Genomic DNA, 20751 nt, shown 5'->3' on the forward strand with positions numbered 1-20751 from the left:
GCGGGCCGGCCGGGTGGTCGGGGCGGCCGGGGCGGCCGCGGCGGCCGCCCGGGGGGGGGCGCCGGCCCCCGCGGCGGCGCCCGCCCCCGGGCTGGACGGCCGGGGGAGGCGGCCGTCCAGCCGGTGTCGGGCGGTCAAGCGGTCATGCGGTCAGCCGGATGGGTCAGCCGGCCTTCTGCACGGTCCACAGCTGGGCCGCGCGGCCGTCCGTGCGCTGGAGTTCCAGCAGCCAGGTCCCGTAGTAGGGCCGGTTGCTCACGGTCAGGGCGAAGCCGCCGCCCGGGTCCGTGACGGTCACCGCGCCGCCGCGGGACGTCAGCCGCCAGGCCTGCGCGCCGCCCGAGCCGCACGGCTGCTGCGCGACCCACATGCCCGCGGCCGGTGCGCCGCCGGGCTGGAGGCACTTGCCGGAGGCCGCGGAGCGGATGCGGACCTGGCCGCCGCCCGCGTCGTCGAAGAACCACTGCTGCTGCGCGTAGCCGTTGGCACGGGACCCGACGAGCACGGTGCCGTCGCCACTGCGGCCGCCCCACAGCTCGGCGGCCATGCCGGTGCTCCCGTTGCCGAGCGCGTAGCGGGTGCCCGGGGTGGTCGCGCCGCCGTCGGTGCGCTGCGTACGGAAGGACGCGGCCTGGCCGGCGCCGCTGTCCCGGCCGGAGCCGTCGCGGACGGAGACGGCGACCGAGTACGAGGTGCCGGGCTGGAGGTTGTAGATCCGCAGCACTTGGGACTGGACCCAGGTCAGGTGCTTCCCGTTGAGCAGCACCTGGTACCAGGCGGCGCCCTCGACCTTGGGCCAGCTCACCACGACGGAGTCGGACCGGATCTGGCCCGCCGTCACGGCCGGTCCGCCGGTGGGCTTCTTGGTCGGGGTCGGCGTCGGCTTCTTGGTCGGCGTCGGGGTCGGCTTCGGGTTCGGACCGGGGTCGGTGCCGCCGTTGTCGCGCATCAGGAACTGGTTGTCGGCGATGTTCCAGTGCGTGGCCAGGTAACTGCCCGGCTTCGGGCTGGTGTGGAAGTAGTCGTCGTGGTTGCAGTCCAGGATGTTCTCGGACGCCTGGTTGGTGCAGATGTTGCGCATCTGCGGGTAGTACGGGGTGTCCGAGTAGCACATGACGTCGAACTCGTCGGTGCAGTGGGCGCCGCGGCTGGTGTTCGGGGCGCTGTTGTTGACCGCGCCCAGGTTGTGGCCGAGTTCGTGCGCGGCGGTGTGGCCGCCCCAGCAGCCGGAGTCCGTACGCCCGTAGGAGGGGCCGAAGTTGCTCTGGTTGGCCTGGCCGGGGCGCTCGTCGCCGTTGAAGGTGCCGATGCCGCAGTAGACCTGGGTGTCCGCGAAGATCATGTACTTGCGGTCCCGGCGGTCCAGGCCCTTCGCGGCGAGCGCGGCGTTGGTCGCGCTGAACTCGGACAGCGCCGAATCCGGGAGCTCGATGTTGAGCACGGTCGGAGTGCAGTCGGCGGCCGTCACGTAGCGGATGTGGCGGATCCCGCCCGTCTCCTGGGCGCTCGTCGAGTAGATGAGGTCGGCGTCGGCCGCCCACTTGCGGAACGAGGCGGCGTACTCGGAGAAGCGGTCCCGGCCGGGGCCGTGGACGTACGCGACCTGCACGCGGTTGCCGGTGCTGCCGTCGCCGTCGCACTGGACGGTCTGGCCCGCGGGACCCGCGGCGACGGCCTTGTCACCGGCCGCGGCGGTGGAGGGGCCGGGCGCGGGCGCGGCGGCGGTCTTGGCGCCCGCGGCATCGGCGGCGGCGGGCGCGTCCTGAGGACGCCCGCCGTCCTGCGTGGTCGCCGGGTCCTCGGCCGCGGGGCGGGCCGGATCGGCCGCCGCGGCCTTGGTGGCGACGGCCGGGACGATGTCCTTCTTGATGTCGACGCCCGTGGGCGGGGCGTCGGGGCCGTGGGTGCACAGGCCCGCTCCGGTGCGGTAGACGCCGGCGCACCGGTCGCCCTTCGGAGCGGCCTGGAGCCCGTCGTAGACCATGCCGCGTCCGCCGTCGTTGGCGGGCGCGCCCACGATGGGGTCCGGGTCCTGGTCCCGGGCGGGGGCGGCGGCCGGGGCGGCGTCCGCGGCGGCTCCGGATGCCAGTGCGGGCGACGCGGCCTGGGCGCCGTCGCCGATTCCGGAGTAGGCGATGCCGGCGGCGATCACCGCCGCCGTGGCCGTGGCGGCGGTGAGAAGTATGAACCGGCGGGGTTTGCGCCGGTGTTCCCGCCGTCTGCGACGTCCTGTCATGCGCACCTCAAATCGTGATCGGAGTGACCGGGTGCTGCGGAAGCCTGCCAGACGGATGCGGAGGAGAATTCGGACAAACGGGAGTGGGCGTCAAGAAATCATTCCGTTACCTGTCGGCCGGATTTGACGAACACTCAATTGTCAATGAAATCAAGGGAGTTGAGCATCCCTTGAGGTAATGGTCCAGGCCTTCACGGCGGCGCAGTTACCGAATCGAAATAATCGACAAGGGTTTATTGACGGGAATTCAGTCAGGGATTCACCTAATTACTACCTGCCGAATTGGCTCCGTCACGACCCGTCACGAACCGGGCCCTGCGGGCCCACCGCGCCGGTTTCCCAGGCCCAGGCGGCGATCTCCACCCGGTTGCGCAGCCCCAGCTTGGCCTGCACCGAGACCAGGTGGGTCTTGACCGTGGACAGCGAGATGAACAGCTCGCCCGCGATCTCCTGGTTGGTCAGCCCGCGCGCCACCACCCGGACGACGTCCAGCTCCCGCTCCGACAGCGGCTGCCGCCCGGCGCCGCCCGCCGCGCCCCCCGCGCCCGTGACCGGGGCCGGGCCCGGGCTCGGCCCCGGGTGCTCGCCGAGCCGCTTCAGCAGCCGGACCGTGACCGCGGGCGAGACCAGCGCGTCCCCGCGCGCGGCCGCCCGTACCGCCTCCACCAGCAGCGCGGGCCCCGCGTCCTTGAGCAGGAAGCCGCAGGCCCCGCCGTGCAGCGCCCCGTACAGGTAGTCGTCCTGGTCGAAGGTGGTGACGATCACCACCCGGAGCGGATCGGCCACCCCCGGCCCGGCCAGCAGCCGGGTCACCTCGATCCCGTCCAGCCCGGGCATCCGTACGTCGACGAGGCACACGTCCGGGCGCAGCCGCCGGGCCAGCTCCACGCACTGCGCGCCGTCCCGGGCCTCGCCGACCACCTCGATGTCGCCCTGTGCGCCCAGGATCAGCGCGAAGCCGGTGCGAACCATCTCCTGATCGTCGGCGATCAGTACCCGGATGTCCCTGTTCATACCCTTGATCCTGCCAGGCCGGGCAGCAGCGGGAAGACGCCGGTCACCCGCCAGCCCCCGCCCTCCGCCGGACCGGCGGTGAGCACGCCGTCCACCGCCTCGATCCGTTCGCGCAGCCCGATCAGGCCCAGTCCGCCGCGGCCGCCGGGCGGAGTGTGGCCGCGCCGGTCCCCGGCGTCGTTGGCGACCTCCACCGTCAGGCGTACGCCGTCTGTGGTGAGCCTCACCCGCGTGGACCGCGCGCCCGGAGCGTGCCGCGTCACATTGGTCAGCGCCTCCTGGACCAGCCGGTGCACCGAGGTCTCCACCTCCGGGGCGAGCTGCACGCCCCGTACCGCCTGCGCCAGCTCCAGTACGGCCCCCGGCCGGTCCGCGACGAGCCGGCTCAGCTCGGCCGGCAGGTCCTGCGGCCGTACGGATCCGGAGTCCTGCTCCCGCAGTACGCGGACCAGCCGGCGCATGGAGTCCAGCGTCTCGGCGCCCGCCTGCTCGATGGAGCGCAGCAGCGGGTCCAGGCGCTCGGGGGCGCTCTCCCGGATCGCCTGGGCGGCCTGGGCCTGTACGACGATCCCGGTGACGTGGTGGGCCACGAAGTCGTGCAGGTCACGTGCGAGTTCGTGCCGCTCGTGCTCCCGTACGGCCGCGACGGCGCGGGCCCGGCGCTGGTCCAGGATCCGCAGGTAGCCGCCGAACCCGGCGGCCGCGGCCGCGGCCAGGGTCAGGGCGAACGCGGCGCTCTCCGCGGTGTCGTCGCTCGGCATCCGCAACGGCGCCGCGGCGGCCGCGGCCCACAGCAGCAGGCACAGCGCGATCACCCGGCGCGGGGCGGTGTGCCGGGCGCACCGGGCCAGCAGCACCAGCAGCGCGGCCGACTCCAGGAGCCCCCAACTGCCGCCGGTGCCCCGGTCCGGCAGCAGCAGCGCGGCGGTGACCGCGAGGGACAAGGGGGCGGCGAGCAGCGCCCGGCGGTCGAGGGAGAGCCGGGTCCAGCGGCCCGGCAGCAGGGCCACCGCGCCGACGACGGCGCCGGAGGCGAGGACGGTCCAGGCGCGCGGCTCGGCCACGGTGATCCAGTCGAGCGCCCACACCAGGACGCAGCCCGCCGCCACCAGCAGCGCGGGGATTCTCTCTCGGCGCATCGTTTTCCTGAGGTGGATACGGACCGTGGATGCGAAAAAGCCCGTGGGGGTACGAGGAAAACCTCGTACCCCCACGGGATCAACAGGGTGAGTGACGGGACTTGAACCCGCGGCCACCTGGACCACAACCAGGTGCTCTACCAACTGAGCTACACCCACCACGACGGGCGGCGGACCGCCCGTTCGATGTGCATGCACAGCATAGCCGATCAGCGGGGTGGTCCTGCGACGCGTTATTGCGCCGCAGCGAGGTCGGCGCGCGCATCGGAGTGCGAGGCGGAGTGCGAGGCGGCGCGCTCGACGGCTGCCGCGGCGAAGGCCCGGACGATCGGGTGCGGCTTTGTCCCGTCCCCGGACAACTCGGGCTGGAAGAGGGTCGCCAGGAAGAAGGGGTGCCCGGGCAGCTCCGCGATCCGCACCTGGCCGTCCTCGTCGTGCCCCGACAGCCGCAGCCCGTGCTCGGCGAGCGCCGGCAGGTGGCGCGGCTCGGGCCCGTAGTTGCAGTGGTAGTGCTCCATCGACCGCTCGGCGCCGAGCACGGACTCGGCGAGCGACCCGGGCTCGGCCCGTACGAGGCCCTGGTGCCCGACCAGCGAGCAGGCCAGCGGGGCGATCAGCATGTCCTCGGCGCAGGGGTCGTTCTCGGCGTGCGCGACCGCCGTCAGTCCGCACACGGAGCGGGCGTACTCCAGCAGCGTGTGCTGGAAGCCGCCGCAGGTCCCGAGGAAGGGAATGCCTTCCTCCCGGGCCACCCGGATGGCGGCCAGCGCCCCGGCCTCGCTGGCGTACGGGCTGCCGGGCAGCACCCAGACCCCGTCGAAGCGGGCCAGCGCCCCGGAGGCGGCCCAGGCCTCGGCGTCGGCGGTCGGGATCCAGTACGCGTCGACGACCAGGGCATCGCGGGAGGCGAGCGCGTCGAGCAGCAGGGGGACGCGGACGTGCGACGTGACGTGCGGGGAGCGGTCGCCGACGAGGGCGATCCGCGCGATCTTCCCGGTCCGGGGGGTGTGGGAGGTCTGCGCGATGTCTGCGGTGGTGGTCATGGCGATCATCCTGCGGCCGGGATCCACTTCAGCGCCAACGATTGTTCCTTCACACTCCATAAGCAGTGCTGATGGCAATCGATGACAAGCTGGCCGCATGGATCCGCATCTGCTGCGCACCTTCACCACCGTGGCGCGCCTAGCCTCCTTCTCGGCCGCAGCCCGCGAGCTCGGGTACACCCAGTCCGCCGTGTCCCAGCACATCGCCGCGCTGGAGGGCGACCTGCGGGTGGAGCTGCTCACCCGGCGGCCCGTGGCCCCGACGGCGGCCGGTGCGCGGCTGCTGGAGCACGCCGGCCCGCTGCTGCTGCGGCTCGACGCGGCACGGGCCGACGTACTGCGGCTGGCCGCCGCGCCGCCCGGGCGGGTCGCGCTCGCGGCCTCACCGCTGTCCGTCGGGCCCCGGCTGCTCGCCGCCCTGCCCGCCTCCGGGGTCACCCTGCACGTGCTGTCCCCGGCCCAGGTGCCCGCAGCCGTCGCCACCGGCGGCTGCGACCTCGGGCTGGTGGACGGGCTCGCCGCGATCAGCGATCCGCTGCGGCTGCCCGACGTGGCCCCGCTCACCGTCACCGGCGTGGCGGAGGAGCCCCTGGCCGTGCTGCTCCCGGCCGGGCACCCGTGCGCGGGCCGGGCGGCGCTGCGGCTCGACGATCTGGCCGACGCGCGCTGGATCGACGCCCCCGGCATCGGGACGGCGCCGCCCGGGACCCGCACGGCCCTGCGCTACGAGGGCACCGATCTGCACGCGCTGTGCGCCCTGGCCGCGGCCGGGCACGGCCTGGTCGTACTGCCGCTGCGGGTGGCGCAGGCCGCCGGGGCGGGGGTGGCCGTACCGCTGACCGGGTCGCGCCTGGTGCACCGCAGCGAACTCCTCTCGCCCGGAACCCCGACCGGCGCGGCCGCTGCGCTCGCCGCACGGCTCACGGCAGGATCCCCGTATGGAATCTGACGTGAAATCCGGCGCCCTCGCATCCCACGCCCTCGCATCCCACGCCCTCGCATCCGACGCCACCGCACCGGACGCCGTCACATCGGAGGAGTTCACCTCCGCCGACTACGCCGCCCGCATGGCCGCCGCCGCGCAGAGCGCCGCCGATGCAGGACTGGCCGGCCTGCTGATCGCCCCCGGGCCCGACCTGACCCACCTCACCGGCTACCGGCCCGTCGACACCGAGCGGCTGACCCTGCTCGTGCTCGCCGCCGGGCAGGACCCGGTGCTCGTCGTACCCGCGCTGGAGGCCCCCGACGCGGTCAAGGCGCCGGGCGCGGCCGCGCTGAGCCTGCGCGACTGGGCCGACGGCAAGAACCCGTACGCGGTGGCCTCCCCGCTGCTGGACGTGGCCGGGCGCTTCGGGGTCAGCGACAACACCTGGGCCCTGCATCTCCTCGGCTTGCAGCGGGAGTTGCCGACGACCTCGTACGTGCCGCTGACCGACGCGCTGCCGATGCTCCGCGCCGTCAAGGACGAGCGGGAGCTGGCACGGCTCGCGGCGGCGGGGGAAGCCGCCGACGCCGCGTACGCCCAGATCCTGCACGTCCCCTTCGCCGGGCGGCGGGAGAGCGACGTCGCCGCCGACCTGGCCGCGCTGCTGCGCGTCCACGGCCACTCCCAGGTCGACTTCACGGTGGTCGGCTCCGGCCCCAACGGCGCCAACCCGCACCACGAGGCCGGCGACCGCGTCATCCGGCACGGCGACATGGTGGTCCTGGACTTCGGCGGCCTCAAGCACGGCTACGGCTCCGACATCTCCCGCACCGTGCACGTGGGCGAGCCCACGGCCGAGGAGCAGCGCGTCCACGACATCGTCCGCGAGGCCCAGCAGGCCGGGGTGGCGGCGGTCCGGCCGGGCGCCGCCTGCCAGGACATCGACCGGGCGGCCCGCGCGGTGATCACCGAATTCGGCTACGGCGAGCGGTTCATCCACCGCACCGGCCACGGCATCGGAGTCACCACGCACGAGCCGCCGTACATGGTCGAGGGCGAGGAGCAGCCGCTGGTCCCCGGCATGTGCTTCTCCGTGGAGCCGGGCATCTACCTCCCCGGCCGCTTCGGCGTGCGCATCGAGGACATCGTCACGGTCACGCGGGACGGCGGCCGCAGCTTCAACCACGCGCCCCGGGAGCTCGCGATCGTCGAGTAGGGCAGATCGTCGAGCAGGCAGATCGTCGAGCAGGGCGGGGGCGGGACCCCGTCACGGCCCGAGGATCACCGCCGACTCGCCCGGTACGTGGATCCGCCCGTCGGGACCCGGGTGGTCGGCGGGGGCCCAGGCGGCCAGCACCCGCACCCCGTTGCCGCCCAGCGCGATCGTCGTCGGCTCCCCGGCGAAGTTCACCACGACGCGGATGTCCCCCCGCCGGAAGGTCAGCCAGCGCCGCTCCTCGTCGTGCGCGACCCGGACCGTTGCCAGGTCGGGGTCGCGCAGGTCCGGGTGGGTGCGGCGGAGCGTGACGAGGGTGCGGTACCAGTCCAGCAGGCGGGCGTGCGGGGTCTGGCCGGGCTCGGCCCAGTCCAGGCAGGAGCGCTCCCGGGTGGCCGGGTCCTGGGGGTCGGGGATCTCCTCGGCCTTCCAGCCGTGCGCCGCGAACTCCCGGCGCCGGCCGGTGCGTACCGCCTCGGCGAGCTCCGGGTCGGGGTGGTCGGTGAAGTACTGCCACGGCGTGCCCGCTCCCCACTCCTCGCCCATGAACAGCATCGGCACGAACGGCCCCGTCAGCGCCAGCGTGGCCGCGCACGCCAGCAGCCCGGGGGAGAGCGAGGCGGCGAGCCGGTCGCCCAGCGCCCGGTTGCCGATCTGGTCGTGGGTCTGCGCGTAGCCCAGGAAGCGGTGCGCGGGGGTGCGGCCGCGGTCCACCGGGCGGCCGTGGTGGCGGCCGCGGAAGGAGGACCAGGTCCCGTCGTGGAAGAAGGCCCGGGTCATCGTCTTGGTGAGGGCGGCGAGCGGGGCTTCGGCGAAGTCGGCGTAGTAGGCCTGGGATTCGCCGGTCAGCGCGCAGTGCAGGGCGTGGTGGAAGTCGTCGTTCCACTGGGCGTGCAGGCCCAGGCCGCCGACCGCGCGGGGGGTGGTCGTACGCGGGTCGCACTGGTCGGACTCGGCGATCAGGAACAGCGGCCGGCCGGTCTCGGCGGCGAGCTCGTCGACCGCCGCCGCCAGCTCCTCCAGGAAGGTCAGCGCCCGCCCGTCGGCGAGCGCGTGGACGGCGTCCAGCCGGAGCCCGTCGATCCGGTAGTCCCGCAGCCAGGCGAGGGCGCTGCCGAGGAGGTACGAGCGGACCTCGTCGGAGCCGGGCGCGTCGAGGTTCACCGCCGCGCCCCAGGGGGTGTGGTGGGTGTCCGTGAAGTAGGGGCCGAAGGAGGGGAGGTGGTTGCCGGAGGGGCCGAGGTGGTTGTGGACCACGTCCAGTACGACGCCGAGCCCGGCGGTGTGGGCCGCCTCCACGAACCGGGCGAGCCCGGCCGGGCCCCCGTACGGCTCGTGCACCGCCCAGGGCGCGACCCCGTCGTACCCCCAGCCGTGGCGGCCGGGGAAGGAGCAGACCGGCATCAGCTGGACGTGGGTGACGCCGAGGCCGGTGAGGTGGCCGAGGCGGTCGGCGGCCGCGTCGAAGGTGCCCTCGGGGGTGAAGGTGCCGATGTGCAGCTCGTACAGGACCGCGTCCTGGAGCGGGGTGCGGGGCGAGGGCGTACGGGGGGTGAGGGAGGTGAAGTCGACCACCGCCGAGAGGCCGTCGGGTCCGTCGGGCAGCCGTCGCCCGCGGGGGTCGGGGCGCACGGGTCCCCCGTCGCCGCCTTCGCCGTCCGCCAGCAGGAACCCGTACCGGGACCCGTCGGCCGCCGGGGCCTCCACGACCCACCAGCCTTCCCGGTCCGGATCGCGCGCCATGTCGTACGTGGCGTCGTCAAGCCGCATGGCGACCCGACCTGTCAGCGGTGCCCACACCTCGAACTGCACGGACGGTCCCCTCGTCTGCGGCGGTACCCCAGCATGCCTGTCCGGCCCATCATTCCGGGGACGGCGGGGGAGTTCTGGACACTCCGGCCCTGACGGGCCGACAATCACCCTGTGACGTCCAGTTTCGAGTTCCCCGCCTACCCCGCGCCACGGCTCTCCGACGCCGAGCGCGACAGGGCGCTGGGCCAGCTCAGGGAGGGAGCCGCGCTCGGCAAGCTGTCGCACGACACGTTTGTGCGCCGGATGGAACTCGCCCTGGTCGCCCGCCGCTCCGAGGACCTCGCCGTCCTCATCGCAGACCTCCAGGGGCGCGAGGGCGCCGAAAGCCCCTGGACCCGTCGGCTGTTCGGCTGGGTGGGGCGCGCCTCCGCCGTGTCGGTGGGCGTGCGGCGGGCCTGGGCCGCCGAGAAGCTGCCCAAGCTGCTGCTGCCGCATCCCGCCGCCGGGCCGCTGCGGATAGGCCGCGACCCGGGCAACGGGCTGCGGCTCAGCCACGAGACCGTCTCGCGGGCGCACGCCGAACTGAGCATGCGCGGCGGGGCGTGGGTGCTGACGGACCTGGGCTCGACGAACGGCACGACCGTCAACGGGCGTCGGGTGACGGGCTCGGCCGTGGTCCACGACGGGGACCAGATCGGGTTCGGGCGGATGAGCTTCCGGCTGTCCGCGAGCTGATCGGGTCGGCCGTCGTGGACCCGGCGGGGGACCCCGCCGGGGCGGTGCGCGGGTCCGGTGCGCAGGACGGCGTCCATGGACCACACGCCCGTGGTGCGCACCGCGCGCCCCGCGCGCCCCGAGGACCTGCCCCGCCTGGCCTAGCTCATCCACGAGCACATCGCGTCCGAGAGGCCCGCGCCGCGCCGCGCCCGCCCGGTTCGCCGCCCGGCTGATCACCTGCGGGTGAGCTGATCACCTGCCGGTCACCGGCGGACCGCCGCGAGTCTTTCGTACGCCGCCAGGACGGTCCGGGACTGGTGCTCCACCTGCGTGGCCACCGGCACCCAACGGGCCTGGAACCGTGCCGCGAACTCCTCGCACCACCCCGTCACGAGCCGGTCCACCCCGGACGCCGCCGGATGCCCCTGTGCCCGCAGGACCCGCAGCAGCATCGCGGCGGCGCGCAGCGACAGTCTCCGCCCGAAGGCGTCGATGCTCCCGATGTACGCCGAGGTCGCCTCGGCGGGGGCCCCGGGGCCCGTCCACTCGACGGTGATCCGCGGGATCAGCGCGAGCGTCCAGTCCACCGCGCGCAGCAGCGGGGCCGTCAGCGGGTCCGTGGTGCGGATCCCGCCCCGCAGGGCGGCGACCCGGGCCGCCTCCTCGGTGAGCCGCCCGGCCAGCATCCGCAGGGCGCCGCGCGGGTCGGGGTGCGGGGCGGGGTCGTCCACCAGGTCCGAGGCCCACATCGGGACTTCGACGATCGCGGTCGTGCCGGCGTACCGGTGGGCGTGGTACCAGGTGCTGAGCCGGGTGTCCTCCGGGTGGAAGGCTCCTGCGGCCGGGGTGCCCGGCTCGGGCATCACGAAGATCCCGGGTCCGGGGGAGGGCCAGCCGGCCGCGTCGGAGGCCCCGGTCTCCACCGGGATGCGCAGCTCGGCGGCGGACTTGCCGAAGGGCTCGGCGAGGCCGGGTATGTCCCGGGTGAGCTGCACCCAGGAACCGCCGAGGTCGGTGCCGTGGAGGGATACCTGGAGGGCGGGGCGCAGTTCGTCGATGAGGGCGGTGAGGGCGCGGGTTTCCGGCGGCAGCCGGTCCGGGGGCAGTAAAGACGGGGCCCACTCGGGCTGTTCGGGGCCGGGCGGCCGGAAGAAGTTGCGGTGGTAGTCGAGGAGGGAGTACGGGCGGGGCGTGCGGTGCAGGGCCGCGCCGTCGGGGTCGGCGCAGAGCAGGAAGTGCCAGCCGCAGCCGACGCGGGGCGCGGGGTCGCGGATGACGCGGCGGGCGAGGGCGAGGGCGGTGGCGCCGCCGACGGGCTCGTTGGCGTGGGCCCCGGCGACGACGAGGACGTTGCGGGGGCGGACTTGACGGTCGCGGCGGTCTCGGTGGTCGTGGCCCCCGACGGACAGCAGCCAGAGCGGCTCCCCGGCGCGCGAGGCCCCGGCCTGGCGGAGCCGGACCAGGGCGGGGTGCTCGTCCGCCAGGGCGCGGGCGGCCAGGGCGAGTTCGTGGGGGGTGGGGTAGCACATGTCACGGGTGAGGGTCACAGGAGATGCCATGCCCGCCGCGCCCGCCGCCTACCACTCCGCGCGCCCCGCACTGGCGTCCGCCCGGGCCGGGGCCTCGCCGGCGGGTGAGGCGCGGGGGTCCGGGGGCGGAGCCCCGGCCGCACGGGCACCGGGGCACCGCCGCCCTCGCCGGGTTACTCCCGGTGGACCAGGACCGCGACGGGACCGTCCCTGAGCAGCTCGGCCAGCGCTGCCTCGCCGCCGTACGAGGCTTCCTGCACCGCCCCGGGCAGCAGCGGGACCCAGCATCCCGGCGGCAGCGCCAGGGACGTGTCCCGCCAGCCGCCCGCGCCCGAGAGCCGGTGCGAGAGCCGGGTCGCCACCGCCACCAGGCCGGCCGAGCGGGCGAAGGCCACGCAGTGCTCCGCCGCCGGGCCCCGCGCCGCGAGCGGGGTGTAGCCGGCGAACAGCCCGGGCCGGCTCCGGCGCAGCCGCAGCAGGGCGGCGGTGAGCGCCAGCTTCTCCTGCGCGGGGCCGCGGGGCACGGCCCCCGCGTCCAGCCGGCCCAGTTCCTCGCGCGGGAAGCAGGCCGGGCGGCGGTTGTCCGGGTCGACCAGGGCCCGGTACTCGGTCTCCGCGCCCTGGTAGACCTCCGGGACCCCGGGCATCGCCAGGTGCAGCAGCGCCATGCCGAGCTGGTTCGCGCGGGCGGCCTCGGCGAACGCATCGTCGGCCGGGACGGACCGCACGGACCGGACGTACTGTCCGATGGCGGCCTCGTACGCCGCGTCCTGCTCGGTCCAGCTCGTGTGCAGAGCCGCTTCCCGGGCGCCCTTGAGCAGGGCCTGCTCCAGCCGCTCGGCGCGCTCCGGGGCCTCGCCGAGTCCGATCGCCGTCTGCCGTGCCACCCAGGCGAGTTGGGGATCGGCCCCGGCCGGCGTGCCCATCAGCTCCGGGTCCTGCGAGAGCACGGAGATCCGGGCCCGGACGTCCGCGCTGCGCTTCGTGTCGTGCGTGGACAGCACCGTCCCGGTCCCGGGCCAGTCTCGCGCGAGCCCGGCGCAGTACGCGTGGAACTCCGCCACCGGCACCGCCGGATCCCCGGGCTCCCCGCCCACCTCGGTGGCCGACAGCAGCGGGGCGTACCGGTAGAACGCCCGGTCCTCCAGGGACTTCGCCCGCAGGGCGGCAGAGGTCTGTGCGAAGCGCGCCGCGAACGCCGGGTCCCGCAGCAGCAGTTCGCCTACGCCGGCCACCGCGCCGGAGCCGGCCCGCGCGGCGGCCCGCTCCAGGGCCCCGGCCGGCAGTTCGGCCTCCCCGGGGTACGGACGGTAAACGGGATAGGCGACCAGCAGCTCCCGTACCGCATCGGACAGTTCCGCCCCGGCCAGGCGCTGCAGCGCCGCCAGCTCGGCAGCCAGATCCCCGGTCAGCACCGCCCGGGCGCAGGCCTCGGCCGTCTCCTCCCAGACCGGGAGCCCGGTGAACTCCAGGTACCGCTCGGCGAGTCGGCGGGTGCCCGCCGGGTCGGTGAACACCCCGTCCACCCGGTGCAGCGCGTCGTACCCGGTGGTGCCCGCCACCGGCCACGCGGGTGGCAGCCGCTCCCCGCGGGCCAGGATCTTCTCCACCACCACCCAGCAGTCCTCGCCCACGGCCGTCCGCAGCCGCCGCAGGTACCCCTCCGGGTCCGCCAAGCCGTCCACGTGGTCGATCCGGAGCCCCTCCACGACCCCCTCCCGAACCAGCTCCAACACCTTCGCGTGGGTGGCGTCGAATACCTCCGGGTCCTCCACGCGGACCCCGATCAGTTCCGAGATGGTGAAGAAGCGGCGGTAGTTGAGTGAGGTCCTGGCCTCCCGCCAGCAGGCCGGGCGGTACCACTGCGCGGCCAGCAGCTCGGGCAGCGCCAGGCCCGCCGTGCCCTCCCGCAGCGGGAACTCCTGCTCCCCGTACCGCAGTACGTCCCCGTCGGCCTTCAGCTCTCCCTCGGCCGCCTCTTCGAGGGGGGCGGCGAGCACGGGCAGCAGTACCTGCCCGCCGCCCGCCTCCCAGTCGATGTCGAACCAGCGGGCGAAGGGCGAGTCCGGCCCGTCCCGCAGGACCTCCCACAGGGGCCGGTTCAGTCGCAGCGGCGACGGGACCGCCATGTGGTTCGGCACGATGTCGAGCACCAGGCCGAGCCCGTGCGCACGGGCCGTGCGCGCCAGGGCCCGCAGCCCCGGCTCGCCGCCCAGCTCCGCCCGTACCCGGGAGTGGTCGGTGACGTCGTACCCGTGCGCCGAACCCGGCACGGCCTCCAGCACGGGGGAGAGGTGGAGGTGCGAGACGCCGAGCGTGGCGAGGTAGGGCACGGCCGCCTCGGCCGCCGCGAAGGGGAACTCAGGACGCAGCTGGAGGCGGTAGGTCGACGCCGGGGCGACCGCTGCCGGAACATCAGATTCCAATTCATGACCTGCGTACGACTGGCTCATGAGAACGTACGTACCCACCCTGCCGGATTCCGTGCCATTACCCCATGCATCCGAGTGACTGCGCCGGGTTAACGTCGCTCAAGTGGTTGGAACCGTCAACACCTATCGAAAAGTCATCGCCCTGACCGGCCCCCTACTCCCCCTCATATCCTTCTTCGCCCGACTGCCCGTCGCGATGTCCCAGTTCGGAAGCGTGCTGCTGGTCGCCGAGACCAGCGGCTCGATCGCCACCGCCGCCATCGTCGGCGGCACCCTCTCCTGCGGCCAGGTCCTCTGCGGACCCGTCCTTGGCCGGCTCGCCGACCGTCACGGCCAGCGCCCCGTCGTCCTCACCGCGGCCGCGCTCAACTCCGTCGCGACCGCCGCTCTGGTGGCCGGCGCGCTCGGCCACCTCGCCACCCTCCCGCTCGCCGCCATCGGCGCCGTCACCGGAGCCTCCGTCCCGCTGATCGGGCCGCTCGCCCGGACCCGGTCCGTGGCCCTGGCGCACCGCACCCGGTCCGAGGAGAGCGTGGTGGGCGCCGTCCACTCCCTCGAAGGCACCCTCGACGAGGTCTCCTTCGTCCTCGGCCCGGCCCTCGTCGGCATCGCCTCGATCGTCGCGCACCCCGCCATCGCCCTCGGGGGCGCCGCCCTCCTCTCCGCCGTCTTCGGCACCGCCTTCGCGCTGCACCCGACCGCCGCCGTCTCGGCCGGGGACCCCGCGCGGAAGGATGCCGGAGCCCCGGCCCGGGTCCGGCCGCCGGGCGTCGTGTACGCCGTGCGCGGCTCGCTCGCGCTCCAGGGCGCCATGTTCGGCGCCTGCCAGGCCGGAATCGCCGCCCTCACCATGGAGTTGGGCGTCCGGGAACAAGCCGCGGTCGTGTACGCCGCCATGGGCGTCGTCAGCGCCGCCGTCGGCCTCTCGCTCGGCGCGCTGCCCGCCCGCTTCGGACTGCGGCTGCGCTGGCGGGTGGCCACCGGGGCCGCGCTGGCGCTCTCCGTACCGCTGCTCTTCACCGACGGCCTGTGGCCGCTGTACGCGGTCGTCACCGTCCTCGGCGCCGCCTACGCACCCCACCTGATCACCGCGTTCGCGCTCACCGAGCGGGCCGTGGAGCCCGCCCGGCTCGCCGAGGCCATGGCCTTCGCCGCCAGCTCGCTGGTCGCCGGGCAGGCCGTGGCGCTGCCGCTCTCGGGGCGGCTCGCCGAGTCGTACGGGCCGCCCGCCGCCTTCGCCGTGGCCGTGGGGGCGGCCGCGCTCTGCCTGGGCCTGGCCCTCTTCACCCGGGTGCCCGCCGCCCGTACGCACGCACCCGGGGCAGCGGGCCCCGCCCGGCAGACCTCCTCCCCGGCCGCGGGGGACGGCGCCGCCTACGCCGGGCGCTGAAGCACCACCAGGCACCGTCCCGTCAGCGCCACCCGGTCGCCGGCCGCGTACTGCGGACCGGTGCCGGGTGGCATCACTTCGGCCCGGGCCGTGTCGACGACCACCCGCCACTGCGCCCCGTGCCCCGCCGGGATGGTGAAGTCCTGCGGCTCGGCGCCCGCGTTGAACATCAGCAGGAACGAGTCGTCGGTGATCCGCTCCCCACGGCTGCCGGGCTCCGAGATCGCCTCCCCGTTGAGGAACACCGCCAGCGCCCGCGCGTGCTGCGCCTGCCAGTCGCGGGCCCGCATCTCCTCGCCGTGAGGGGTGAACCAGGCGATGTCGGAGAGCTCGTCGTGCGTCCCCTCCACCGGCCGGCCGTGGAAGAACCGGCGCCGCCGGAACACGGGGTGCTCGCGCCGCAGCCACACCATCCGCCGGGTGAACTCCAGCAGGGCGGGCGGCGGTTTGCCCGGCTCCGGCCAGGTCACCCACGACAGCGCGTTGTCCTGGCAGTAGGCGTTGTTGTTGCCGCCCTGGGTACGGCCGAACTCGTCGCCGTGGCTGATCATCGGCACGCCCTGCGAAAGCATCAGCGTGGCCGTGAAGTTGCGCATCTGGCGCTCGCGGAGCTCCAGGACCTCCGGATCCTCCGTCGGCCCCTCCACCCCGCAGTTCCAGGACCGGTTGTGGGTCTCCCCGTCCCGGTTCCCCTCCCGGTTGGCCTCGTTGTGCTTCTCGTTGTACGAGACCAGGTCGTTCAGGGTGAAACCGTCGTGGCAGGTGGTGAAGTTGATGGAGGCGAGCGGCCGCCGGCCGTCGTCCTGGTAGAGGTCGGATGACCCGGTCAGCCGCCCGGCGAACTCCGCGAGGGTACGCGGCTGCCCGCGCCACAGATCCCGTACGGTGTCCCGGTACTTGCCGTTCCACTCGGTCCACAGCGGCGGGAAGTTCCCCACCTGGTAGCCGCCCTCGCCCAGGTCCCAGGGCTCCGCGATCAGCTTCACCTGGCTCACCACCGGATCCTGCTGCACCAGGTCGAAGAACGATGACAGCCGGTCCACCTCGTGGAACTGGCGAGCCAGGGTGGCCGCGAGGTCGAAGCGGAAACCGTCCACGTGCATCTCGGTGACCCAGTAGCGCAGCGAGTCCATGATCAGCTGGAGCACGTGCGGCGAGCGCATGAGGAGCGAGTTCCCCGTGCCGGTGGTGTCCATGTAGTGCCGCGGGTCCTCCGCCAGCCGGTAGTACGAGGCGTTGTCGAGCCCGCGGAAGGACAGCGTCGGTCCCAGGTGGTTGCCCTCGGCCGTGTGGTTGTAGACCACGTCCAGGATCACCTCGATCCCCGCCTCGTGCAGCGCCCGGACCGCCGACTTGAACTCCAGTACCTGCTGGCCGCGGTCCCCGGAGGCGTAGCGGTTGTGCGGGGCGAAGAATCCGATGGTGTTGTAACCCCAGTAGTTGCTCAGCCCGTCGTCCACCAGGCGGTGGTCGTTGACGGACTGATGGACCGGCATCAGCTCCAGCGCCGTCACCCCGAGCTTGGTGAGGTGCCCGATGACCGCCGGGTGCGCGAGCGCCCCGTAGGTCCCGCGCAGCTCCTCGGGCAGATCCGGGTGACGCATGGTCAGGCCCTTCACGTGGGCCTCGTAGAGCACGGTGTGGTGGTACTCGTGGCGCGGCAACCGGTCGTTGGCCCAGTCGAAGTACGGGTTGACCACGACGGAGCTCATGGTGTGCGGGGCCGAGTCCAGGTCGTTGCGGGAGTCGGGCCGGCCGAAGTGGTAGCCGTACACCTGCTCGCCCCAGTCGACGCTGCCGGCGATGGCCCGCGCGTAGGGGTCCAGGAGCAGCTTCGCCGCGTTGCAGCGCGTCCCGCGCTCGGGCTCGTACGGGCCGTGCACCCGAAATCCGTAGCGCTGGCCGGGCATCACGCCCGGCAGATAGGCGTGGCGGACGAAGGCGTCGGTCTCGCGCAGTTCGACCGCGGTCTCCGAGCCGTCGTCGTGGAGCAGGCACAGCTCAATGCGTCGGGCGGCCTCCGAGTAGACCGCGAAATTGGTGCCGGCGCCGTCGTAAGTGGCGCCGAGCGGATACGCCTGTCCCGGCCAGACCTGCATAGATAACGACTCTTCCCTTCGGTGCATCGGGCGTGTTCGGCTGTCGGGCGGATGGTTCGGGCTGATCCGGCGTGGACCACGTCACTGGCAGATCTTCCCCGAAAGAGGGGCCCGACACGGGGACTTGGGATGGTCCTACCGGGTGACCCGGAGAGCTGATATGCGGGTCAGTGGACAATGCGCGCATCGGATAATGGGTCAACGGACAGCCGGTGTACGGACCATCGGGCTGCATCGGGCGGCGCGCGCGGAGTACCCTTCCGTGATCACTGGAGACGGGCGTCCAGACGCAGAAGGCGGTGCACGGGTGAGCTCGGGAGGTCTGGAGCTGCCCCCTGGTGACAGCAGTCACGAGGGCGGCCCGGCGGACGCCGCAGGCGCGGCCCCCGGCGGGATACCGGCCGGGGCGGTGTCGCTGGCCCCGCCGACGGCCGGGAGCGCACGGGCCGGGGCCGAGCTGGACTGGGGCACCGAGGCGTGGAGCGAGGTCCGTACGCGGGCGCAGCGCGCGGGCCGTGCGTACATCTGGCTGAATCTCATCGAACAGCGGCTGCGGTCGGTGATCGGGGCGGTGCTGCGGCCCGTCTACCAGCCGGTGCACGGCGAGGACGACTGGGTCGTGGCGGCCGCCGGCCCCGCCGGACAGGAGTGGGTGCAGCGGGCCGTCGCCGTACGCGAGGTCAGCCGGCGCAAGGGCTACCTGCTGGACTCGGCCGACGACAACGTGCTGAGCTTCCTGACGCTGCCGCAGCTGCGCGAGCTCATGGTCCAGCACTGGCCCTGCTTCGAGCCCTACTTCGACGACCGGCGCGAGATCGAGCTGGCCCTCGACGAGCTGGAGGTCACGCGCAACGTCGTCTCCCGCAACCGGGCCCTGTCGCGGCCCGTGCTGGAGCAGGCGGAGCGCGCCTCGGCGCGGCTGCTGGAAGTGCTGGGCGGCGGCGCGGGCTCGCCGGCGGCGGACCGGCTGCCGATCGACGCCGTCGAGGACCTGGTGGGCGACCGGTACGCGGACGTCATCTCGGTCCACCCGGACCGGGTGCGGCTGCAGCGGCAGCTCCCGGCGGAGGACCTGTTCGGCGGCGCGCGCCGGCTCGACGCCATCGGCATAGGCCTGAACCTGCTGGTGCAGAACTTCTCCGGCCGAAGACTCGTGCGGCTCACGGAGGCCGGCTGCCGGGTGCGGCTGCTGTTCCTGAACCCGGCCAGCAGCGCCGTCAAGCGGCGCGAGCGGGAGCTCGGTCTGCGCAAGGGCGAGCTGAGCCGCTCGGTGGAGATGAACATCCTGCACGTGCGCCGGGTGCGGGCCGGGCTGCGGGACCCGTCGCGCTTCGACATCCACGTCTTCGACGAGACCCCGCGCTTCACGGCGTACCTCGTGGAGGGGGAGTCCTCGGGCATCGCGGTGGTCCAGTCCTACCTGCGCCGGGCGCGCGGCATGGAATCCCCGGTCCTGGTCCTGCGCGGCGGCGGGCGCGGGGTTCCGAAGGACGCGGACCACGGGCTGTTCACGACCTACCGGGAAGAATTCGAGTCGGTGTGGGAGGACTCCCGCCCGGTCTCCTGAGGGGGCGCCGTCCGACTGTCAGAGGGCCGTGGCAGGCTGAAAGGCGTTGACCGAAAGTACGGGGACGTACGGGGGAGGGGCGCGGCATGGGGGACTGGCACGGCGGTGTGCTGATCGGGTTCGACCTGGAGACGACCGGCACGGAGCCGGGGGAGTCGCGGATCGTGACGGCCGCGGTCGTCGAGGTGCGGGGCGGTGAGGTGCGCGAGCGGCGCGGCTGGCTCGCGGACCCGGGCATACCGATCCCGCACCAGGCATCGGCGATCCACGGGATCAGCACCGAGCGGGCGGTCGCCGAAGGGCGGCCGGCCCGGGAGGTCGCCGACGAGGTCGCGGCGGCGCTGGTGCGGCACTGGCGCGGCGGTGCGGTCGTGGTCGCGTACAACGCGGCCTTCGACCTGACCCTGCTGGCGGCGGAGCTGGCCCGGCACGGGCTGCCCTCGCTGGCCGACCGGCTGGGCGGCGCGGAGACCGGGCCGGTGGTGGATCCGCTGACCATCGACCGGGCCGTGGACCGCTACCGGCGCGGCAAGCGGACGCTGGAGGCGGTGTGCGGGGTGTACGGGGTCACCCTCGACGCCGCGCACGACGCGGGCGCGGACGCCCTGGCCGCGGTCGGGGTCGCGCGGGCGATAGCCGCCCGGCACCCGGAGGTCGCCGGCCTCACCCCCGCGGACCTGCACAGCCGCCAGGGCGCTTGGCACGCCCGCTGGGCCCGGGACTTCCAGGCGTACCTGCGCGGTCAGGGCACCCCGGACGCGGTCATCGACACGGCATGGCCGCTGCGCGGGCTCGTACCGGCCTGACGCCTCGCGGTCAGAAGGGGTGCCAGCGCATCTCGCGGTCGCCGGTGCGCAGGGACGCGACGCGGCGGCGGAATTCGGCCAGGGCGCTCGGGTTGGTGGGGGCGTGCTGGGAGACCCAGGCGCAGCTCGCCGTCTCGCGGGCGCCGCGCAGGACGGGGCAGCCGTCCCACTCGCGGACGTCCCAGCCGTACGCCGTCGCGAAGGCCTCGTAGTCCTCGGCGGGCAGGCCGTAGCGGTCGCGGGCGAGGGCCATCACGACCAGATCGTGCTCCCGCAGGTCGGCGGAGACCGTCTCCAGGTCGACCAGGACCGGGCCGTCCGGGCCGACATGGACGTTGCGGGGCAGCGCGTCGCCGTGGATCGGGCCCGGGGGCAGGTGCGGGGTGAGGGCGGCGACCTCGCCGGCGTAGCCGTCGCGCCGGGCCCGCAGGTATGCGGCGTCCGCGGGGTCGATGGCATCGCCGGCCAGACGGAGCCAGCGCTCGACCCCGCCCAGCAGGTCGCGCCGGGGCAGCGTGAAGGGCGTCGCGGACAGCGCGTGGATCTGCCGCAGCAGTGCCGCGAGGTCCTCGGGGCCCGCCGGGCGGACCGCGTCCGGGAGCCGGTGCCACAGGGTCACCGGGTGCCCGTCCACCAGCCGCGGCTCCGGCTCGGCCGCGCGGACGGCCCGTACGCCCGACTCGGCGAGCCAGCCCGCCACGGCGAGCTCCCGCTCGGCTCGGGGCAGCAGGGATTCCTCCCGGCCCACCTTCGCCACGAGGTCGCCGACGCCGAAGACGGCGTTCTCGCCGAAGGCCAGCAGCGCGGCCTCGCCGCCCAGACCCGCCGCCGTCAGTACGTCCCTGGCCCGCGCCTCGTCCATGCCGTTCGTCTCGTCCTTCGCCGG

General features: G+C 74.3%; 15 protein-coding genes and 1 tRNA gene. 6 read left to right on the forward strand and 10 right to left on the reverse strand.

Going from position 1 to position 20751, the window contains the following annotated elements; translation table 11 throughout:
• Positions 1-163: 163 nt before the first annotated feature.
• The 5 genes from ACFWB8_RS05530 to ACFWB8_RS05550 form a co-directional block, all read right to left on the reverse strand.
• On the reverse strand, positions 164-2236 hold the full coding sequence (locus ACFWB8_RS05530; protein WP_385222863.1) for an RICIN domain-containing protein: 2073 nt from the start codon (positions 2234-2236) through the stop codon (positions 164-166).
• Between the two features lie 291 nt (positions 2237-2527).
• Positions 2528-3250: a response regulator gene (locus ACFWB8_RS05535; protein ID WP_385222866.1), complete on the reverse strand. Its 723-nt coding sequence runs from the start codon at positions 3248-3250 to the stop codon at positions 2528-2530.
• Positions 3247-4389: a sensor histidine kinase gene (locus ACFWB8_RS05540; RefSeq protein ID WP_385222868.1), complete on the reverse strand. Its 1143-nt coding sequence runs from the start codon at positions 4387-4389 to the stop codon at positions 3247-3249. The genes ACFWB8_RS05535 and ACFWB8_RS05540 overlap by 4 nt, the downstream gene beginning before the upstream one ends.
• 86 nt (positions 4390-4475) lie before the next feature.
• Positions 4476-4548 (reverse strand) — tRNA-His (locus ACFWB8_RS05545).
• Between the two features lie 74 nt (positions 4549-4622).
• Positions 4623-5432, reverse strand: coding sequence for a hypothetical protein (locus ACFWB8_RS05550; protein WP_385222871.1), 810 nt, complete (start codon positions 5430-5432; stop codon positions 4623-4625).
• Between the two features lie 97 nt (positions 5433-5529).
• Between ACFWB8_RS05550 and ACFWB8_RS05555 the strand changes: the two genes are divergently transcribed.
• Positions 5530-6381: a LysR family transcriptional regulator gene (locus tag ACFWB8_RS05555; RefSeq protein ID WP_385222874.1), complete on the forward strand. Its 852-nt coding sequence runs from the start codon at positions 5530-5532 to the stop codon at positions 6379-6381.
• A gap of 118 nt (positions 6382-6499) precedes the next feature.
• Positions 6500-7573 carry a M24 family metallopeptidase gene (locus ACFWB8_RS05560; RefSeq protein WP_385222938.1) on the forward strand — a complete coding sequence of 358 codons (1074 nt, stop codon included), beginning with the start codon at positions 6500-6502 and terminating at the stop codon, positions 7571-7573.
• 51 nt (positions 7574-7624) lie between these two features.
• Here ACFWB8_RS05560 and treZ read toward each other — a convergent pair whose 3' ends face one another.
• The gene (gene treZ / locus ACFWB8_RS05565; protein WP_385222877.1) at positions 7625-9385 is read right to left on the reverse strand and encodes a malto-oligosyltrehalose trehalohydrolase; all 1761 of its coding nucleotides are present in this window, start codon (positions 9383-9385) and stop codon (positions 7625-7627) included.
• 111 nt (positions 9386-9496) lie between these two features.
• Between treZ and ACFWB8_RS05570 the strand changes: the two genes are divergently transcribed.
• The gene (locus ACFWB8_RS05570) at positions 9497-10060 is read left to right on the forward strand and encodes an FHA domain-containing protein (protein WP_385222880.1); all 564 of its coding nucleotides are present in this window, start codon (positions 9497-9499) and stop codon (positions 10058-10060) included.
• Between the two features lie 245 nt (positions 10061-10305).
• Here the strand turns inward: ACFWB8_RS05570 and ACFWB8_RS05575 are convergent, their stop codons facing one another.
• Together ACFWB8_RS05575 and treY are read right to left on the reverse strand one after the other, a co-directional pair.
• Positions 10306-11601 (reverse strand): M14 family zinc carboxypeptidase, encoded by a 1296-nt coding sequence (locus ACFWB8_RS05575; protein ID WP_385222883.1) that lies wholly within the window; start codon positions 11599-11601, stop codon positions 10306-10308.
• Positions 11602-11744: 143 nt separating this feature from the next.
• Positions 11745-14024: a malto-oligosyltrehalose synthase gene (gene treY, locus ACFWB8_RS05580; protein WP_385222886.1), complete on the reverse strand. Its 2280-nt coding sequence runs from the start codon at positions 14022-14024 to the stop codon at positions 11745-11747.
• Positions 14025-14106: 82 nt separating this feature from the next.
• Here treY and ACFWB8_RS05585 point away from each other — a divergent pair, with 82 nt between their 5' ends.
• A complete protein-coding gene (locus ACFWB8_RS05585; RefSeq protein WP_385222889.1) occupies positions 14107-15393 on the forward strand; it encodes an MFS transporter in 1287 nt (428 codons plus the stop codon).
• On the opposite strand, the gene glgX is transcribed toward ACFWB8_RS05585, so the two are convergent.
• Entirely contained in the window at positions 15378-17492 is a 2115-nt protein-coding gene (glgX, locus tag ACFWB8_RS05590; RefSeq protein ID WP_385222891.1) for a glycogen debranching protein GlgX, read from the reverse strand. The two genes, ACFWB8_RS05585 and glgX, sit on opposite strands and share 16 nt — an antisense overlap.
• Before the next feature lie 307 nt (positions 17493-17799).
• On the opposite strand from glgX, the gene ACFWB8_RS05595 reads away from it, so the two are divergent.
• Positions 17800-19059: an SAV2148 family HEPN domain-containing protein gene (locus ACFWB8_RS05595; RefSeq protein WP_385222894.1), complete on the forward strand. Its 1260-nt coding sequence runs from the start codon at positions 17800-17802 to the stop codon at positions 19057-19059.
• 86 nt (positions 19060-19145) lie between these two features.
• The gene (locus tag ACFWB8_RS05600; protein WP_385222897.1) at positions 19146-19865 is read left to right on the forward strand and encodes an exonuclease domain-containing protein; all 720 of its coding nucleotides are present in this window, start codon (positions 19146-19148) and stop codon (positions 19863-19865) included.
• A gap of 10 nt (positions 19866-19875) precedes the next feature.
• Here the strand turns inward: ACFWB8_RS05600 and ACFWB8_RS05605 are convergent, their stop codons facing one another.
• Positions 19876-20727: a phosphotransferase enzyme family protein gene (locus tag ACFWB8_RS05605; RefSeq protein ID WP_385222899.1), complete on the reverse strand. Its 852-nt coding sequence runs from the start codon at positions 20725-20727 to the stop codon at positions 19876-19878.
• Positions 20728-20751 lie beyond the last annotated feature (24 nt).

It is taken from the genome of Streptomyces sp. NPDC060031 (assembly GCF_042736805.1).
Taxonomy (GTDB): Bacteria; Actinomycetota; Actinomycetes; order Streptomycetales; family Streptomycetaceae; genus Streptomyces.

Excerpts from the sequence above, each read along its gene's own strand:
- ACFWB8_RS05530 (WP_385222863.1), bottom strand. The coding sequence starts at position 2,236 with ATGACAGGACGTCGCAGACGGCGGGAACACCGGCGCAAACCCCGCCGG.
- ACFWB8_RS05535 (WP_385222866.1), bottom strand. The coding sequence starts at position 3,250 with ATGAACAGGGACATCCGGGTACTGATCGCCGACGATCAGGAGATGGTT.
- ACFWB8_RS05540 (WP_385222868.1), bottom strand. The coding sequence starts at position 4,389 with ATGCGCCGAGAGAGAATCCCCGCGCTGCTGGTGGCGGCGGGCTGCGTC.
- ACFWB8_RS05550 (WP_385222871.1), bottom strand. The coding sequence starts at position 5,432 with ATGACCACCACCGCAGACATCGCGCAGACCTCCCACACCCCCCGGACC.
- ACFWB8_RS05555 (WP_385222874.1), top strand. The coding sequence starts at position 5,530 with ATGGATCCGCATCTGCTGCGCACCTTCACCACCGTGGCGCGCCTAGCC.
- ACFWB8_RS05560 (WP_385222938.1), top strand. The coding sequence starts at position 6,500 with ATGGCCGCCGCCGCGCAGAGCGCCGCCGATGCAGGACTGGCCGGCCTG.
- ACFWB8_RS05575 (WP_385222883.1), bottom strand. The coding sequence starts at position 11,601 with ATGGCATCTCCTGTGACCCTCACCCGTGACATGTGCTACCCCACCCCC.
- treY (WP_385222886.1), bottom strand. The coding sequence starts at position 14,024 with ATGAGCCAGTCGTACGCAGGTCATGAATTGGAATCTGATGTTCCGGCA.
- glgX (WP_385222891.1), bottom strand. The coding sequence starts at position 17,492 with ATGCAGGTCTGGCCGGGACAGGCGTATCCGCTCGGCGCCACTTACGAC.
- ACFWB8_RS05600 (WP_385222897.1), top strand. The coding sequence starts at position 19,146 with ATGGGGGACTGGCACGGCGGTGTGCTGATCGGGTTCGACCTGGAGACG.
- ACFWB8_RS05605 (WP_385222899.1), bottom strand. The coding sequence starts at position 20,727 with ATGGACGAGGCGCGGGCCAGGGACGTACTGACGGCGGCGGGTCTGGGC.